This window comes from Shimia marina (genome assembly GCF_001458175.1).
Classification (GTDB): Bacteria; Pseudomonadota; Alphaproteobacteria; order Rhodobacterales; family Rhodobacteraceae; genus Shimia; species Shimia marina.
In genome coordinates, this window is sequence record NZ_CYPW01000006.1 from 1 (window position 1) to 16,879 (window position 16,879).

Below are 16,879 nucleotides of genomic sequence, written 5' to 3' on the forward strand. Positions count from 1 at the left end.
GCAGCTGTCAGTGTGGTTTTACCGTGGTCAACGTGACCAATGGTGCCGATGTTGCAGTGCGGTTTACTGCGCTCAAACTTTTCCTTTGCCATCTCGGGCGCCTTCTACTTTGGTGTGGGCCGATATTGGCCCGTTTTCCTCTACCGCGCGCGACATATTGCGTTGCGCGCAAAAAATCAAGCTTACTTTCGCTTAATCACTTCTGTTGTTCTGCCAGCTTCTGGCGCATTTCCTCATTGCGGTTGTCCTGCCAACAGGCCGCAAGCACATCCGCCGGCACGTCATCCACCAGACAGGCCGCATTCTCATGCATCCACTTCTCGATCTGGCGGGCCGCATTATACGTCAGGTTGTCCATCTGCTCCTGCGCCGTCATGCTGAAACCGCTGGACGCGATCAAGGAGCCGCCAGTGAAGGTTTCCAGCACAAAGATCTCCTTGGCCTCTTCGTTGAATTTGCCACCGGCGCGGTCATCCCATGCGGTCACGGAGATGATCAGCCCTGACCTGGGCTGCAACACAATTGGCACCCCTTTCTGGGCCAAGACATAGCCATTGATGTTCACGCCAAAATGCACAAGCCGCGTGCCGTCATAGCGGCTCGCCCCCATGCGGGCATCAATGGCGTTTTTCATCGAGGCAATAAACGCATCGGTATCCGCTTCCCGCGACAAAACTCCTTTTTGGATGTCCCGCGCGACGACGATATTGTGCCCCAGCACAAAATCCCCAAGATCCAGCGTCTCGTCGGTGACATTCTTGGTGGGCGTCGTGCAGGCCACCAGTGCAGCCAGCGCCACAAGGCCCATAACCAGTCTCAACATAGGCGAAATTCCCAACCGCTCGTCGTTCTTCTTTGAACGCTGACATAGCCGATGCCCCTCAATCGCGCAATCGTGGGCTTTGCGGGTAGTGATCTCCCGCTTATCCTGATCCGTAAGGAGTTCATGATGTCGCAGCCTGCTTCACCTCTTAGCCACGACCACCCCGCCGTTCCTGTGCGCGCTCAGCTTGCCACTGAGCCTTTGGGACTCTTTGGATCTTTGAAAGCGGCCCGCAGCAATCTGCTCAACATCCTGCCAGAGATCGCTGTACGCCAACCTATGGTCTCCGGACGCACTGGCCTGCGCTGGCATATGGTGATGGACCCCGGTGCCATCCGTCAGATGCTGCTCACCAAAGTTGAGGATTACCCCAAATCCAAAGCCACCAAAAACATCCTGCGCCCGGCCATCGGTGACAGTCTTTTTATTGCCGAAGGCGCCCATTGGCGCTGGCAGCGTCGCGCGGCTGCCCCGGTCTTCTCCCATCGCAATATTGCCAATCTGACACCGACCATGGCCGCGGCCGCCGACCGCGCAGCCGATCGCATCGCCGCCGCAGGGCCGCGCGCGGTGGACCTGCTTGAGGAGATGGTTGCCACCACCTTTGACGTGATTTCGGAGGTGACATTTTCTGGCGATGGCAGTTTTGACAGCGACGGGGTGCATCGCGCCATCGACGCCTATATCGCGGAAGCCGGCAAAATCTCTCTGCTTGATATGCTGGGGGTGCCCGATTGGGTGCCCCGCCCGGGGCGCATGATGTCGGGCCACGCCGTGGGAGGCATGAAAAAAGTCGCCGACGCCGCGATTGAGGCCCGGCGCCAGCGGGGTAGCAAAGGCTTACCTGATTTGCTTGATCTGTTGCTGGCGGGTGAAGATCCTGAGACCAAGAAACGCATGAACACCGCAGAGTTGCGCGACAACCTGCTGACCTTCATCGTTGCCGGCCATGAAACCACCGCGCTCACATTGGCATGGGCGCTCTATCTCTGTGCATTTGATCAGCAGGTGCAGAGCAAAGCCCGCGCAGAGATTGCCAACATATGTGGCAACGCCCCCATCACCGGAGCGCATGTGGCCCAGCTCGCCTACCTGCGCCAGATCGTGGAAGAGACGCTGCGCCTCTATCCTCCGGCGGGCATCATATCGCGCACAGCGCAGAAAGCAGATAGGCTCTGTGCGCGTGAGATTCGACCCGGCGACACCGTAATGATCCCGATCTATGCGCTTGGTCGCCACCACCAACTCTGGAACAATCCAGACAGTTTCGATCCGGACCGCTTTGCCGATCGCAAGTCAATTGACCGCTACGCCTACCTGCCCTTCGGCGACGGCCCCCGCATCTGTATCGGCGCGAATTTTGCCATTCAGGAAGCTGTGATCATCCTCGCAACCCTGCTGCGGCGGTTTCAATTTGAAGAGGTCTCCGGCCGGCCGCCAAAACCGGTCATGATCCTCACGCTCAGACCAGAAGGCGGGGTTTGGCTGACTGCGAAGCCGCTCAGGTCAAAAACACCTGCGGCCCTCACATAAGACACGGGGGCCAAACGGCCCCCGAAACTCATTTGAACTTATTGTCTTTGGGAAAGCCATAGGGCGGCTTCTTCCCGACGCTTGCGCGTTTGGCCAACCAGTCCGAGAGATCTTGCTCATGGCGCGTCTTACCGCTGTTGCCCATGGACCAGGTGAGCCCCTCTTCCCACTTAAAGGTGGTGATGTCAGACAGCCCGCCATCCAGCTCAAGCGTGCCCTGACGCCCGCGTGCCATATTGTACTTCTGAATGCGCACCCCTTTGCCGCGCCCAAGTTCTGGAAGCTCCTCAACGGGGAAGACAAGGAACCGGCCATTCTTGGACACCACAGCCACGTGATCGCCCGCCACCGGTTTACAGATCATCGCTTTCACATCGTCTTTGACGTTGAGCACCTGTTTACCGGTGCGTGTCTGGGCAATCACATCCTTCTGCGGCACCACAAACCCGTCACCAGCGGTTGACGCCACAAGCAGACGCCCCTCCGGCTTATGCACAAAAATATCGACGATCTCGGCTTCATTTGGCAAATCCACCATCAGGCGCACAGGTTCTCCCATGCCGCGCCCACCGGGCAGATTAGCCGCACTCAGGGTGTAAAACCGCCCGTTGCTGCCAAACATCAGCAAACGATCCGTGGTCTCTGCATGGAAGATAAACCGCGGCCCGTCGCCATCCTTGAATTTGAGTTCGCGAGTCAGATCGATGTGGCCGGACATGGCCCGGATCCAGCCCATCTGGGAGCAGACAATCGTCACGGGCTCGCGGTCAATCATCGCCTCAATCGGCACTTCTTCGACCTCGGCAGCTTCGGCGAAGACGGTGCGCCGCGCGCCACCTTCATAGCCTTTGCCAAACGTCTTCTTGGCCTCTTTGAGCTGGTCAGAAATGCGCTCCCACTGCATGTCTTCACTGCCCAAAAGCGCAACGATGCCCGCGCGCTCTTCCTGCAGCGCATCCCGCTCCCGGATCAGCTCCAACTCTTCCAGACGACGCAAACTGCGCAGGCGCATGTTGAGGATCGCCTCAGATTGCACCTCGGTAAGTTGGCTTACACCACTGCTCGGCAGCGGAGACTTATAATCCTTCTCACTGGTGGCCCGCGCGTGATCCAGATCCCAGTTCTCCGCCATCAACGCCTGTTTGGGCGCATCATCATAGCGGATGATGTCGATCACCCGATCCAGGTTGAGGAAGGCAATGATGAAGCCTTCCAACACTTCCAGACGGTGGTCGATTTTCTCCATCCGGTGCTTGGAGCGGCGGATCAGCACCTCACGGCGGAAATCCAGAAACGCGCGCAGAACCTCTTTCATGGAGCAGACCTTGGGGGTCACGCCATCAATCAAGACGTTCATATTGAGAGAGAATCGAATCTCAAGATCACTGCTGCGATAGAGCATGTTCATCAGAACATCCGGCTCGACATTCTTGCTGCGTGGCTCCAGCACCAAGCGGATGTCATCGGCGGATTCATCACGCACATCCGCCAGAATGGGCACTTTCTTGGTTTGGATCAGCTCAGCGAGCTTCTCGATCAGCTTGGATTTTTGCACCTGATAGGGGATCTCCGTGACCACAATCTGCCACTGACCCCGCCCCAGATCCTCCTTCTCCCATTTACAGCGCAGCCGGAAAGACCCACGCCCCGTGCGGTAAGCCTGCGCGATGTTTTCAGCAGGTTCCACAATCACGCCACCGGTCGGAAAATCCGGCCCCGGCACATAATTGAGCAACGTATCTTCGCGCACATCCGGCGTCTTAATCATATGCAGACAGGCGTCGCACAGCTCACTGATATTGTGCGGCGGAATGTTTGTCGCCATCCCCACGGCAATCCCGCTGGCCCCATTGGCCAAGAGATTCGGGAAGGTCGCCGGAAGCACCACAGGCTCACTCAACGTGCCGTCGTAATTCTCCCGAAAATCAACAGCATCCTCGTTCAGACCTTCCAACAGCGCTTCCGCGACAGAGGTCATGCGGGCCTCGGTATATCGGCTCGCCGCAGGATTATCCCCGTCGATGTTACCGAAGTTACCCTGCCCGTCCACCAACGGGTAACGCACGTTGAAATCCTGCGCCAGACGCGCCATCGCATCATAAATCGCGGCATCGCCGTGTGGGTGATAGTTCCCCATAACGTCGCCAGAAATCTTGGCTGATTTACGGAAGCCCCCGGTGGCCGAAAGCTTCAACTCTCGCATCGCATAAAGGATTCGCCGGTGGACCGGCTTCAACCCGTCCCGCGCATCAGGCAAAGCGCGGTGCATGATCGTACTCAGCGCATAAGTCAGGTAGCGGTCGCCAATGGCGCGCCGCAGCGGTTCCGTTACGTTCTGGGTGGGGAGCTCGTCGTCATCGATCAGGTCTGTCATACACAGGGTGATAGCTTTTGGCGTCGCGACGGTAAAGCGCATGCGCGGGAACTATCGCCGTTTTTTCCCCGCCGTGCTATAGTGAGGTCCATGTTAACCCCTCACACGCTTTAAATGACATCGAGTCGTTTGAGCGAATTGAGTATCGCGAGGGTATTGTTGTGAACAAATTCATTTTAATCAGCTTTGGCTTTATGGGTTGGGTTTTCTGGGAACTCAGCGGCGGATCAGACTTTGAACCAAAATCGCGCGTGGCATCCCAAACCGTGGCGCAGGCGACTCCCGCCGCATCCACCGCAAGCACACCTTCGGACACAACAACCGTGCCGCTTGTACAAGCCGCTGCTGCAAGTGCGCAGCCGACGCAGGTCACGCAACCGGCAACCCTCTATTCTCCGTCGACCGATGGCGCGGAAATCGTTGTGGCCTCCCTCGCCAATGGCGCCGCCGCTTTTGCTACGCCGGGCGCCCCCCTCCTCTCGCTCAACGCCCCAGCCGAATCGCAATCCGAGGTGGTCCCAGCCTCCGCCGCAGTGCAGCCCCCCAAACCCGATATGCGCCTTGTGCGCGGAAGCCGCGTGAACATGCGTGGCGGCCCCGGCACGTCTTTTGGCATACTCACGGTTCTGGCACGCGGACAAGAAGTGCAAGTGCTGCGCGAAAACGGAAACGGCTGGGTCAAATTGCGCGACGAAGAGTCCGGTCAGATCGGATGGATGTCTGCAAAGATGATCACTGCGGCAAACTGACAGGCCGCTCGCTCTCAATAGGGGTTTGCGCCCTCTCCTCTTCCCCGTAGTCTGCCCTGCAAACAAACGTGCATACCGCAGGGCAACCAATGTCACAAAAATCCCTCCTGATCACGGGCTGCTCCAGCGGCATAGGACTTGCCGCAGCACAAACCATGCGTGATCGCGGGTGGCGTGTCTTTGCAAGCTGCCGCAGTCAAAAAGACTGCAAGCGCCTGATCAAACAGGGCTTTGAAAGCCCCTTGATTGACTACTGCGCGCCTGACACGATCCGCTCCGGCCTAAAGGATGTGTTGGAGGCCACTGGCGGCACCTTGGATGCGCTTTTTAACAATGGTGCCCGCGGTCTGCCCGGCGCGGTTGAAGACTTACCCGCCGCCGGATTGCGCACCCTCATGGAAAGCAACCTGATCGGCTGGCATGATCTGACCCAACAGGTGCTGCCCGTCATGCGCCAACAGGGACACGGCCGCATCGTCAACAACTCCTCAGTTCTGGGCTATGTCTCCCTGCGCTATCGAGGTGCCTATGTGGCGTCAAAGCACGCGCTTGAAGGCTGGAGCGACTGCCTGCGCCTGGAGCTGCGTGACACACCTCTCCATGTTTCTCTGATCCAGCCCGGCCCCATCACCTCGGCCATGCGGCGCAACAATGCGACCCAGTTCTTTCACTGGATCGACTGGGAAAACTCTCCCCATGCAGAGGCCTACCGCACCGGACTGCTCAAGCGATTCTCCCAAAAGAATTCCAGCCTTGATCCCTTTGAGTTGCCCGCCAGCGCAGTGTGCAACAAACTCATTCATGCACTGGAGGCCCCCCGTCCCCGCGCAAGGTACCGGGTGACCAAGCCTGCTCACTTCATGAATGTGCTGCGCCGCACCCTACCGACAGAAATCTTGGATTGGGTGATCGCAAAAGGATGACACAACGTAGAGCCAATTGTGGTTCAGTTTGGATCGCCTTCGGGCTAAACCCAACCCACCTCAGCAAAACGGAGCAGACGAATGGCCAATGATCCCCTTTTTTGGGTTGCCGCAGCAGCCTGTGTTGGCGTGCTGATCATTTTGATGATCGGCGTCGGCGGGTTCGCCAAAGGTGGCGAGTTTAACCGCAAACACGCAAACAAAATCATGCGCCTCCGAATCGGCGCGCAATTTGTGGCGGTGCTCCTGATCCTCGCCTTCGTCTGGCTGCGCTGAAACGCATATAAAAAGGGCTGACCATGGTCGTACTCAACAAGATTTACACCCGCACCGGTGACAAGGGCACCACCGCTCTGGGCAATGGCGCGCGCGTTGCCAAATACGATGGCCGCGTGGCCGCCTATGGCACCTCTGATGAACTCAACGCCGCACTGGGCGTAGCACGCCTGCATGCCGCAGGCGAAATGGATGCGGCTCTGATGCGTATTCAGAACGATCTCTTTGATTTGGGCGCGGACCTGTGCCGCCCGGATATGGCCAAAGACGCCCAAGCCGAGTACCCGCCGCTGCGCATGACCGACAGTCAAGTCACCCGTCTGGAAGATGAAATTGATGCGATGAATGCCAATTTGACCCCTCTGCGCAGCTTCGTTCTGCCCGGCGGATCCGCATTGGCCGCCCACCTGCATATCTGCCGCACTGTGGCACGCCGCGCCGAACGTCTCTCCGTGGAACTGGCGCAGACTGAAGATGTGAATGCAGACGCGGTCACCTATCTTAACCGATTGAGTGACTGGTTTTTTGTGGCCTCCCGCGTGGCCAACAACAACGGTGCGGATGATGTGCTCTGGGTGCCCGGCGCCAATCGCTAAGCACCGGCGGCGTTCCCTCCGAATCGGTTTTGGCGAAAACAGCATGGGGTTGCGCTAACACATAAGTTGACGCGATCTCTCCTTACGTAAACTTTCTGCAACGCGGAAACATTCTTGCAAAGAACGTCGCGTGAAAAGCTCCATACGCGACGTCGTTGCGCCAAAACGTGACGATTTTGCTCTGTTTTCGCCGGGCGCAAATATATATCAACACGGTGAGAGCATCCGGATGAGCTGCCTCTGGCGGCTTTGACAAACTTTGAGGAGTCCAACGCCCATGAAGGTACTAGTACCTGTCAAGCGCGTGATTGACTACAACGTGAAAGTTCGTGTGAAAGCGGACGGGACCGGTGTCGATCTCGCGAACGTCAAAATGTCGATGAACCCATTCGATGAGATTGCAGTCGAAGAGGCCATCCGTTTGAAAGAAGCCGGTAAGGCCGACGAAATCGTCGCGGTCTCCATCGGTGTGAAACAAGCCCAGGAAACGCTGCGCACCGCGCTGGCGATGGGCGCGGACCGCGCCATTCTGGTTGTGGCCGCAGAAGATGTGCATCAGGACATCGAGCCGCTGGCCGTGGCCAAGATCCTGGCCAAAGTTGTCGAAGAAGAGCAGCCGGGCCTCGTGCTCTGCGGCAAACAGGCGATCGACAACGACATGAACGCCACCGGTCAGATGCTGTCGGCGCTTCTGGGCTGGTCCCAGGCGACCTTCGCTTCTGAAGTGGACATCGACGGCGACAAAGCCGTGGTGACCCGCGAGGTGGACGGCGGTCTGCAGACCATCAAAGTCAACACCCCAACCATCATCTCGGTCGACCTGCGTCTGAACGAGCCGCGCTATGCGTCTCTGCCAAACATCATGAAGGCCAAGAAAAAGCCGCTGGATGAGAAAACCGCTGCCGACTACGGCGTCGATACCTCCCCGCGTCTGGAAATCGTGAAAACCTCTGAGCCTTCTGAGCGTGCCGCAGGCATCATGGTCGGCTCCGTGGATGAGCTGGTTGAGAAACTCAAAGAAGCGGGGGCTGTATAATGGCTGTTCTTCTTCTCGCAGAAGTAACCAATGGCGAACTGGCGCTGGACGCCACCGCCAAAGCTGTCACTGCGGCCAAAGCGCTGGGTGATGTGACCGTTCTGGCCGCAGGCGCATCCGCCGCGGCCGCGGGCGAAGCTGCCGCGAAAATCGATGGTGTTGCCAAGGTTCTGGTTGCTGAGGATGCGTCCCTTGGCCACCGTATGGCCGAGCCAACTGCTGCGCTGATCGTGTCCCTCGCAGGCGACTACAGCCACATCGTAGCGCCCGCCACCACTGACGCCAAAAACATCCTGCCACGTGTGGCGGCGCTGTTGGACGTGATGGTGCTGTCGGATGTGACCGGCGTTGTGGACGGCGACACCTTTGAGCGCCCGATCTACGCGGGCAACGCGATCCAGACCGTGAAATCTTCTGACGCCAAGAAGGTCATCACCTTCCGGACCGCAAGCTTTGACGCAGCGGGCGAAGGCGGCGCAGCCTCCGTTGAAACCGCGGGCGCAGCCGAAAACCCCGGCCTGTCTGAGTGGGTTGAGGACAAGGTTGCCGAAAGTGACCGTCCTGAGCTGACCTCCGCTGGCGTGGTAGTCTCCGGTGGCCGCGGTGTTGGCTCCGAGGAAGACTTCAAAATCATCGAAGCGCTGGCCGACAAGCTGGGTGCCGCTGTTGGGGCCTCGCGCGCTGCGGTGGACTCCGGTTACGCACCAAACGACTGGCAGGTGGGTCAGACCGGTAAGGTTGTGGCTCCTGAGCTTTACATCGCAGCAGGGATCTCCGGCGCCATTCAGCACCTTGCGGGCATGAAAGACTCCAAGATCATCGTTGCGATCAACAAAGACGAAGAAGCGCCCATCTTCCAGGTGGCTGACTACGGTCTGGTAGCCGACCTCTTTGAGGCCGTCCCAGCCCTGACCGAGAAACTCGGCTAAGCCACAGCGCTTGCTTCAAACCACAAAAAACAAAAGGCCCGCCACATCGGCGGGCCTTTTTGCGTGACTTAAGCAGTGTGGAGCGACCTTCAGGTGCCGCTCAACACAGCCTCAAGACTTTTGGACAAGGCCTGCGCCGCCTCGACATGGGCCTGCACCCCGAGCATCCGCTGCGCCGCCACCCGCTCCAGATCCGTGAACTGCATGCCCTCCACCCCTTGGGAAAGCGCCGTCTGACTGGCCACCACTTCCACCACATCGGCCACCAGCGGGCGCAGTTCTTCGATCATCAGCCGATCCACAAACAGTGGATCCGGGCCAAGACCGCTGGTCCCCAAAGCCGTGTCCGGCGCATGATCCGCCACCCAAAGCAGCACAATCTTGCCGCCAATTGTGTTCAACAACAGCTTCATGCGCGCACTCCACGCCATGCGCAGCTCGTCACGTACCATCGCATAACGATCCGGTGTACGCGCGCATAATGTGCCCAGCATGTGGCGTGTAAAATGGAATTCGCTGAAGTCGACCTCATTGAAAACCATCTGCATCATATTGGACGCCCCAATAAAGCGGTCATTGCGCCGAGGATGCACTTTATAATAGCGATTGGACATATTCTGCGCGCCCATGATCTGAACGACCGTCACCTCAGACTGCTGCGCAATTTCCAATATCGCCGGCTCAGACAGAAACGCGTCGATCCCGGCATTCAGATACCCCAGATTAACACAGGTTTGTTCCATTGCCTCATCGAGAATTTCCACAAACGGTTGCGGGACAAATTTCCCGTAAGTTTCCGTGCCACCCAGAAACGCGATATATGGCGCCTCGAGACTTTTCTGAGGGCCGCGGAATGTCAGCCGCGACTCTCCGTATTGGCAGGGCTCGTAATTGAGCTCCTCGCCAACCATCTTTTCGTAAGACATTTTCTCACCCTAATTTTCTCACCCACTAGAGAGAGTCGCGCAAAGCCGTTGCGAAAAGGCTAATGCGGGCTTTTGAGCTAATTTTTAGCCTCTGCCCCCTCTTGCAGCTCAACCACCCCCGGGCATAAGGTCAGCTCAAACGTCTGAGAGGGTTAAAAAGATGGACATCAACACAATTGGCGTCGTCGGCGCGGGCCAGATGGGAAATGGCATTGCCCATGTGATGGCACTGGCCGGATATGATGTGCTTTTGAATGACATCAGCCAAGACGCCCTTGATGCCGCTGTTGGCCGAATCGACAAAAACCTGGAACGTCAGGTGAGCCGTGAAAAGATTTCTGCTGAGGCGAAGGCAGAGGCGATGGCCCGCATCAACACCACGTTGAAACTCCCGGATCTGGGAACCACAGATTTGGTGATCGAAGCTGCAACCGAGCGCGAAGAAATCAAACATCAAATCTTTGACACGCTCAAACCCCATCTCGGCCCAGACACGATCCTCACGTCTAATACATCTTCCATCTCCATCACCCGTCTGGCCAGCCGCACCGACCACCCCGAGCGCTTCATGGGCTTTCACTTCATGAACCCGGTGCCCATGATGAAGCTGGTTGAACTGATCCGCGGCATTGCCACAGATGAGCCAACCTATCAGACCTGCCTGAACATTGTGGAACGCCTCGGTAAAACCGCGGCCAGCGCCGAGGACTTCCCGGCCTTTATCGTGAACCGTATCCTGATCCCAATGATCAACGAGGCCTGCTACACGCTCTATGAAGGGGTGGGTAACGTGGCTTCAATCGACAACGCCATGAAACTGGGTGCGAACCATCCGATGGGGCCGCTGGAACTGGCAGATTTCATCGGGCTGGACACCTGTCTGGCGATCATGAACGTCCTACATGACGGTTTGGCAGATACCAAGTATCGCCCCTGCCCGCTGTTGACCAAATATGTCGAGGCTGGCTGGCTGGGCCGCAAAACCAAACGGGGTTTCTATGACTACCGCGGCGATGTGCCTGTTCCGACCCGCTAAACATACACAGCGAAGGCGGGGACTTACTCCGCCTTTCACCTCTCAAAATCTGTAAAACACACTCCACAGAGATCAGGTCGCCTTTAGAGCAGGCCCCATTATGGGGTGTGAAGCTTAACTCTCTTTGCCCAGATCCAGCGTATGCTGGCGCAGCCAAGCCATAAAACCTCTTGGATCGGTCTGCAGACGCGCCATCTGCTCATCCGTCAAAGGAGCGCCCACCACAGGTTTCTGTGGCTTGTGACAAGAGCGCACGATTTCATGCAACAAAAGCCCCTGGCGCAGAATAGGGGACAGCTTATTGGCAATCTGATAGGCTCGGCTGTTCTGTCCTGGATAGAAGATCGGCACCACGCGCGCACCAGACCGGCGGATCATCTGCGCAGTGAACACATTCCACTCCTGCTCAATGGCAGGGCCGAACCATGTTTCAGAGCTCATCACAACCCCCGACGGGAACAGTGCAACAACGCCCCCCTCTTTCAGATGCGCCATGGCCTTTCCACGCATCTCCACCATCTTGCGTTGCGCGTCTGGATCATGAGGGAAAGGCACCGGAATCATGAAACTGGAGGCGGCTTCGTCCAGTCCGGTCAAAACAGAGCGTGTCAGAATGCGATAATCCTGACGGCGGCGACCAATGAGATCGGCAAAGATCATGCCGTCCACCATCCCGTGTGGGTGGTTCGCCACCACCACAACAGGACCGTCTGTCGGAATGTTCTCCAGTTGTTCAACCGGGGTCTGCAGCTCGATCCCCATGACATTGAGCGCCCCACGCCAGAACTTCTGACCACGGTATTGCTCATTGTCGCGCTCAAACTTGTTGACCATACGCAGCACGGTCAACTTACCCGTGCACCATTCGATTGCGCGAATGGCCAACGCGGTCCAGCGGTCGTCAAAGGAGTTGGCATAGGTCAGCGTACGGCGGTCATAGATCTGACCATCCGTCTCATTTGCAGGCTCTGTCACCTGCGCCTCTGGCACCGTATCTACCAACTGTTCTTTCCTGTCCCGCTCAAGCCGAACTCAAAAGCCCTCGCCGAACTTGTCTGAAACAAGTGCCTCAATGGCATCGGCCAAGGCTGGCGCATCCGGCCCGCTGGTTGCAACGTCAATGCTGGTACCTTTGGAAGCGGCCAACATCAGCAAACCCATAATACTGTCACCGCCCGCACTCAAGCCATCCTTTGACACTTCTGCAGAGGCGTCAAAACCCTCAACCACTTCAACCAGCTTGGCAGAAGCTCTTGCGTGCAGTCCCTTTTCATTCACGATCTGCAGCGTACGGTGGACGATGTCGCTCATATGTCTACCCTGTTTGAATATTTTGACTGTCAATGTATTTGCGCCCGGCGTCCAGCGCAGCGCTCACCGCATCGGCCACCGGCAAATGCCGGCTCTTGGCCAATTTGATCAACATCGGCAAATTGGCGCCATACAGAATACGGCGGTTGACCGGCGCACAGGCCCGCAGGCTTAAATTCGAGGGAGATCCACCAAACATATCTGTCACGACGACAACGCCATCGCCCTGATCCACCTGATCGGCGGCCTCACAAATTTCGCGTTGTTTCTGAGGACGGTCATGTTCGGCCTCAATCGTGATGGCCTGTACGCTGCCCTGTGCCCCCACAACATGCTCCATGGCGGCCAGGTATTCCTTGGCCAACCCGCCATGTGCCACGATCACTATCCCGATCAAGCTGACTGTTCCCCATCCTCTGCGCTGGCCGGCCGTTGCCCCGACAAAGAGGCAAACCGGTTGAGCTCGCGGTGTCTTATAGACACCTGCCAGCCCCTATTTGCAAGGGATTCGGCCAAGGTCTCAGTCACAAAGACTGAGCGGTGTTTGCCCCCGGTACAGCCAAATGCAATCAGCAGGTGGCTGCGCCCTTCCCGGATATAGCCCGGCAAAAGATGCGTCAGCATGTTTTCCAGCCCCGCGATGAAAGGCGCATAGCCCGGATCCCGCGCCACATAGGCGCCCACAGGCGCATCCCCGCCGTCCATATCCCGCAACTCCGGCTGCCAATGCGGATTATGCAAAAAGCGACAATCCATAACGATGTCCGCCCCCTGCGGCAGCCCGCGTTTGTAGCTGAAAGACTGCACCGTCAGCCCAATCGCCTGATCCTGCGACGGCGCAAATCGCGTGGACACCGCTTGACGCAGCTCATGCGGGCTCAATTCAGAGGTATCAATCAGCACATCAGCATGCCCACGCACCCCCTGCAACAGGGACAACTCGCGCTGGATGCCTTCGGTAGGATCCTCCTGACGGGCCATCGGGTGGTTGCGCCGCGTCTCATTGTAGCGCCGACGCAGCACATCCGCACGACAATCCAGATACAACAACTCCGCAGCGGTATCCGGCAACGCATTGGCCAATTTCATCGCCGCCAAAAGCGCCTGAGGAGAAAAGTCCCGGTTCCGCACATCCAACCCAAGAGCCATGGGCTGCTTGAGTGGCTGACCAGACAACAGGCGCTGCAATAGTCCCAGCGGAAGATTGTCTATGGTCTCATATCCCACATCTTCGAGCGCCTTGATCGCCGTGGTGCGCCCTGCCCCGGATGGGCCGGTCAGGAGAACCAGAGGGGTCTTTTGGGGGGCGGATGTAGACGTAGGCATCTATGCATTCCTTCCATGGCGTAGAAACTGCAATATCGCTGCTGCGAAATATGCGGCATCCACGCCCAGAAGCAAAGGCACGACACAGCCCAAAATGCGGGTTTCACGCGGATGTGGCAGGCGATCCTCTTCGCGCCCATCCAAATCCACCACCAGATGCAGCTGCGCCTCACCCACCGGGCTGGCTTTCAGAATGCCCACCCCCCGCGCTTCGATCAATCCGCGCGTGGTGTCTGGCGCGCGCACATAAAGCGATGCACCCTTGCGGCACACGATGGTTTGATCATCCGCAACCAGATCCGCGCCATACCCCATCATCTGAAGTGCCAGCGAAGACTTGCCCCGCCCCGAAGCTCCCCGGATCAGAACCGCGCGCCCATTGTCCGCCACACAGGAGGCATGCAGAAACAGCGCATCGTCATCAGAGGACACCGCGTTAGCGTCAGGCGCAGAGGAGAAAAGATCCTTTGCGCCTGTCATAGGTCACACCGGCAAGCCAACAACGAAGCGGGCACCCAGCGGCTCAGACGTGACATCCGCATCCGTCGGACGGATATTCTCGGCCCAGATCACACCGCCATGGGCCTCGACAATCTGCTTGGAAATCGCCAATCCAAGACCGGAGTTATTGCCGAACTGAGATTCAGGCCGGTGTGAATAGAAACGATTGAAGATCTTGTTAAGCGACTGCTCCGGAATACCGGGGCCCGTGTCTTCAACAACAACCAACACCCGGTTTTCCCGCTTGCGCGCCCAAACCCGGATCGCATCCCCTTCTTCACAGAAGCTGATCGCATTGGTGATCAGATTGACAAACACCTGCGCCAGCCGCGCTTCCAGCCCATTGATTTCGATGGGATCATCCGGAAGGTCAGAAATGAAATCAATGCCTTTGCCCTGTGCATCCTCGCCCAGATACTGCGCCAGATTGCCAATCATGGACAACAGATCGAAGTTCTCTTCTTCTTCCTTCACCAACTCACTGTCCAGACGCGATGCATTGGAAATATCACTGACCAGCCGATCCAGCCGCCGCACATCATGCTCAATCACATCCAGTAGTTTTGTACGATGCTCTTCTTTCTTGACCAGCCGTAGCGAGCCCACGGCAGAGCGCAGCGACGCCAATGGATTCTTGATCTCATGCGCCACATCTGCAGCGAATTGTTCGTTGCTGTCGATGCGCTCATAAAGTGCGGACACCATGCCGCGCAACGCCCCTGACAGCCGCCCAATCTCATCTGGCCGCGCCGTCAGATCAGGAATGCGCACGCGCCCTGGGTTTACCTTGCGGCTGTCGCTGTCCCGGCCCAGTTCTGCCGCCGCGGCCAAGTCAGACAGTGGATTGGAAATCGTCGAGGCCAGCACCATGGACAGGCCAACAGAAACCACAGTGGCAATCAGGAACATCTGCAAGACCCGCTCCCGCTCAGAACGGACCATCTGATCAAGTTCGCCCGCCGCGCTGGTCAACACAACTGCCCCAATCACCCGCTCGCCCTGCTGAATGGGCACTGCCATGGCAAAAACTCGATCCCCGGAGGCATCGGTCAGCGTATCGAGCGTCTCCATGCCTGATACGGCATCTGCGGCCAGATCCGCAAGTTGATCCGCCAAATCAGGGACCGCCAATTGCGCGTCCCCTCCAGAGCCGGCAATGGCATCCCACACTCGGTTGAGACTAGAGGTCAAGGGCGTGCCTTCCGGCCTTTCGGCCAGAGTTTCGGCCGCTTCCGCAGAGGCCACACCTTCTTTTGCGCCCACCACAGTGGGGGAGCCGTCAAAAACCGAAACGCTGGTGCCAATCTGAAGCGGCAGCTTTTCCAATGTGGCCGCCACATCAATGCCGTCACCAGTTGCCAGATTGACAGGCGCCCCAGCAGGCAACTGCGCTTCAAACGCTCCGGCAATCAGCCGGGCCTCGGTCACGAGCCCTGCGGCGCGCTGCACCGCAAAACTGTCGCGGGCGCTGTTGAGAAACAGAATACCCGTGACCAGCACGAGAAGCGCGATCAAATTGAAAGTTATGATTTTTCGGGTCAGCGGGGACTTCGAAAGCGGCAAAAGCCGGCGTCGTTCACGCCGGCCCCTGAGCTCTTTCTGGACGTTGGCTTCCGGTGCGACCCAATCATCGCCCAAAACAACGTCCCCATCCCTCCCTTGGGCCATGTCCTGCACGTTGGTCCTTCCGGCCTAATGTGACTATGCGTCGTTATTCTTCATTGTATCTATAGCCGATGCCATAGAGCGTCTCAATCGCCGAGAACTCCGGGTCTGCACTACGCATCTTTTTCCGCAGGCGTTTGATATGGCTGTCAATGGTGCGGTCATCGACATAGACCTGATCATCATAGGCCACGTCCATCAACTGATCGCGCGATTTCACAAACCCGGGACGCTGTGCCAGTGCCTGCAACAAAAGGAACTCTGTGACGGTCAGCGTCACATCCTGCCCTTTCCAGCTCACCGAATGGCGCAGCGGATCCATGGTCAGCTCACCGCGTTCCATGATCTTCGTATCTTCGGTTTCTCCAACGATATCACTGTCCACAGCCTCTTGGCGGCGCAGGAGCGCACGAATGCGTTCTACCAGAAGACGTTGGGAAAACGGTTTCTTAACATAATCATCGGCCCCCATGCGCAGACCGAGCACTTCGTCGATCTCATCATCTTTGGAGGTCAGGAAGATCACCGGCATACTGGTTTTCTGGCGCAGACGCTGCAACAAGTCCATGCCATCCATGCGGGGCATCTTAATGTCCAGCACAGCCATATCCGGGAGTTTCTTATTAAATGCGTCCAGCGCTTGCTGGCCGTCGTTGTAGGTCTCGACTTCAAACCCTTCAGCCTCAAGGGTAATGGAAACCGACGTCAGGATATTCCTGTCGTCATCCACGAGGGCGATTTTCGACATCGGACGGTTCCTTATTCTGCTCTTATTATGTGCCTGTTTTTTTGAAGCATTATGCGCATTCAAAGCCCAGGCAATCAATGTAAAAGTGCGATTCGGGTCGCAAACCGGACATATTTGGCCACAATTT

The 16,879-nt window shown here is 57.6% G+C and carries 19 protein-coding genes; 8 read left to right on the forward strand and 11 right to left on the reverse strand.

The window, feature by feature from the left end; all coding sequences use genetic code 11:
* Both SHM7688_RS01880 and SHM7688_RS01885 read right to left on the reverse strand, forming a co-directional pair.
* Positions 1-92, reverse strand: a 92-nt coding sequence (locus tag SHM7688_RS01880) for a GTP-binding protein (protein ID WP_131822069.1), incomplete at its 3' end; no start/stop codon positions are given.
* Positions 93-196: 104 nt separating this feature from the next.
* Positions 197-823: a hypothetical protein gene (locus SHM7688_RS01885; RefSeq protein ID WP_144432464.1), complete on the reverse strand. Its 627-nt coding sequence runs from the start codon at positions 821-823 to the stop codon at positions 197-199.
* Between the two features lie 126 nt (positions 824-949).
* On the opposite strand from SHM7688_RS01885, the gene SHM7688_RS01890 reads away from it, so the two are divergent.
* A complete protein-coding gene (locus SHM7688_RS01890; RefSeq protein ID WP_058238944.1) occupies positions 950-2,356 on the forward strand; it encodes a cytochrome P450 in 1,407 nt (468 codons plus the stop codon).
* 28 nt (positions 2,357-2,384) lie between these two features.
* Here SHM7688_RS01890 and parC read toward each other — a convergent pair whose 3' ends face one another.
* Positions 2,385-4,730 carry a DNA topoisomerase IV subunit A gene (gene parC, locus SHM7688_RS01895; protein ID WP_058238945.1) on the reverse strand — a complete coding sequence of 782 codons (2,346 nt, stop codon included), beginning with the start codon at positions 4,728-4,730 and terminating at the stop codon, positions 2,385-2,387.
* Positions 4,731-4,891: 161 nt separating this feature from the next.
* On the opposite strand from parC, the gene SHM7688_RS01900 reads away from it, so the two are divergent.
* From SHM7688_RS01900 to SHM7688_RS01925, 6 genes are all read left to right on the forward strand, one after another.
* Positions 4,892-5,479, forward strand: a complete 588-nt coding sequence (locus tag SHM7688_RS01900; RefSeq protein ID WP_058238336.1) for an SH3 domain-containing protein — start codon at positions 4,892-4,894, stop codon at positions 5,477-5,479.
* A gap of 89 nt (positions 5,480-5,568) precedes the next feature.
* A complete protein-coding gene (locus tag SHM7688_RS01905; RefSeq protein ID WP_058238337.1) occupies positions 5,569-6,402 on the forward strand; it encodes an SDR family NAD(P)-dependent oxidoreductase in 834 nt (277 codons plus the stop codon).
* Positions 6,403-6,483: 81 nt separating this feature from the next.
* The gene (locus SHM7688_RS01910; protein ID WP_058238338.1) at positions 6,484-6,678 is read left to right on the forward strand and encodes a twin transmembrane helix small protein; all 195 of its coding nucleotides are present in this window, start codon (positions 6,484-6,486) and stop codon (positions 6,676-6,678) included.
* A 23-nt stretch (positions 6,679-6,701) separates the two neighbouring features.
* Positions 6,702-7,274 (forward strand): cob(I)yrinic acid a,c-diamide adenosyltransferase, encoded by a 573-nt coding sequence (locus SHM7688_RS01915; RefSeq protein WP_058238339.1) that lies wholly within the window; start codon positions 6,702-6,704, stop codon positions 7,272-7,274.
* Between the two features lie 277 nt (positions 7,275-7,551).
* Complete coding sequence (locus tag SHM7688_RS01920; RefSeq protein ID WP_058238340.1) at positions 7,552-8,310, forward strand: electron transfer flavoprotein subunit beta/FixA family protein; 759 nt, start codon at positions 7,552-7,554, stop codon at positions 8,308-8,310.
* On the forward strand, positions 8,310-9,239 hold the full coding sequence (locus tag SHM7688_RS01925; protein WP_058238341.1) for an electron transfer flavoprotein subunit alpha/FixB family protein: 930 nt from the start codon (positions 8,310-8,312) through the stop codon (positions 9,237-9,239). The genes SHM7688_RS01920 and SHM7688_RS01925 overlap by 1 nt, the downstream gene beginning before the upstream one ends.
* An 89-nt stretch (positions 9,240-9,328) precedes the next feature.
* Here SHM7688_RS01925 and SHM7688_RS01930 read toward each other — a convergent pair whose 3' ends face one another.
* The gene (locus tag SHM7688_RS01930) at positions 9,329-10,165 is read right to left on the reverse strand and encodes a DUF6473 family protein (protein WP_058238342.1); all 837 of its coding nucleotides are present in this window, start codon (positions 10,163-10,165) and stop codon (positions 9,329-9,331) included.
* A gap of 160 nt (positions 10,166-10,325) precedes the next feature.
* Between SHM7688_RS01930 and SHM7688_RS01935 the strand changes: the two genes are divergently transcribed.
* Positions 10,326-11,201: a 3-hydroxybutyryl-CoA dehydrogenase gene (locus SHM7688_RS01935; protein WP_058238343.1), complete on the forward strand. Its 876-nt coding sequence runs from the start codon at positions 10,326-10,328 to the stop codon at positions 11,199-11,201.
* Positions 11,202-11,315: 114 nt separating this feature from the next.
* Here the strand turns inward: SHM7688_RS01935 and SHM7688_RS01940 are convergent, their stop codons facing one another.
* The 7 genes from SHM7688_RS01940 to SHM7688_RS01970 are packed head-to-tail and all read right to left on the reverse strand — an operon-like array spanning position 11,316 to position 16,752.
* The gene (locus SHM7688_RS01940; RefSeq protein WP_058238344.1) at positions 11,316-12,203 is read right to left on the reverse strand and encodes a lysophospholipid acyltransferase family protein; all 888 of its coding nucleotides are present in this window, start codon (positions 12,201-12,203) and stop codon (positions 11,316-11,318) included.
* A gap of 30 nt (positions 12,204-12,233) precedes the next feature.
* On the reverse strand, positions 12,234-12,512 hold the full coding sequence (locus tag SHM7688_RS01945) for an HPr family phosphocarrier protein (RefSeq protein WP_058238345.1): 279 nt from the start codon (positions 12,510-12,512) through the stop codon (positions 12,234-12,236).
* A 4-nt stretch (positions 12,513-12,516) separates the two neighbouring features.
* Entirely contained in the window at positions 12,517-12,909 is a 393-nt protein-coding gene (locus SHM7688_RS01950) for a PTS sugar transporter subunit IIA (protein WP_058238346.1), read from the reverse strand.
* Positions 12,906-13,838, reverse strand: coding sequence for an RNase adapter RapZ (gene rapZ, locus SHM7688_RS01955; protein WP_058238347.1), 933 nt, complete (start codon positions 13,836-13,838; stop codon positions 12,906-12,908). Before rapZ ends, SHM7688_RS01950 begins: the two co-directional genes overlap by 4 nt.
* Entirely contained in the window at positions 13,839-14,318 is a 480-nt protein-coding gene (locus SHM7688_RS01960; RefSeq protein ID WP_083498838.1) for an HPr kinase/phosphorylase, read from the reverse strand.
* A gap of 3 nt (positions 14,319-14,321) precedes the next feature.
* Positions 14,322-16,007 carry a sensor histidine kinase gene (locus SHM7688_RS01965; RefSeq protein WP_058238348.1) on the reverse strand — a complete coding sequence of 562 codons (1,686 nt, stop codon included), beginning with the start codon at positions 16,005-16,007 and terminating at the stop codon, positions 14,322-14,324.
* Positions 16,008-16,050: 43 nt separating this feature from the next.
* Positions 16,051-16,752, reverse strand: a complete 702-nt coding sequence (locus tag SHM7688_RS01970; RefSeq protein ID WP_058238349.1) for a response regulator transcription factor — start codon at positions 16,750-16,752, stop codon at positions 16,051-16,053.
* Between the last annotated feature and the right edge of the window lie 127 nt (positions 16,753-16,879).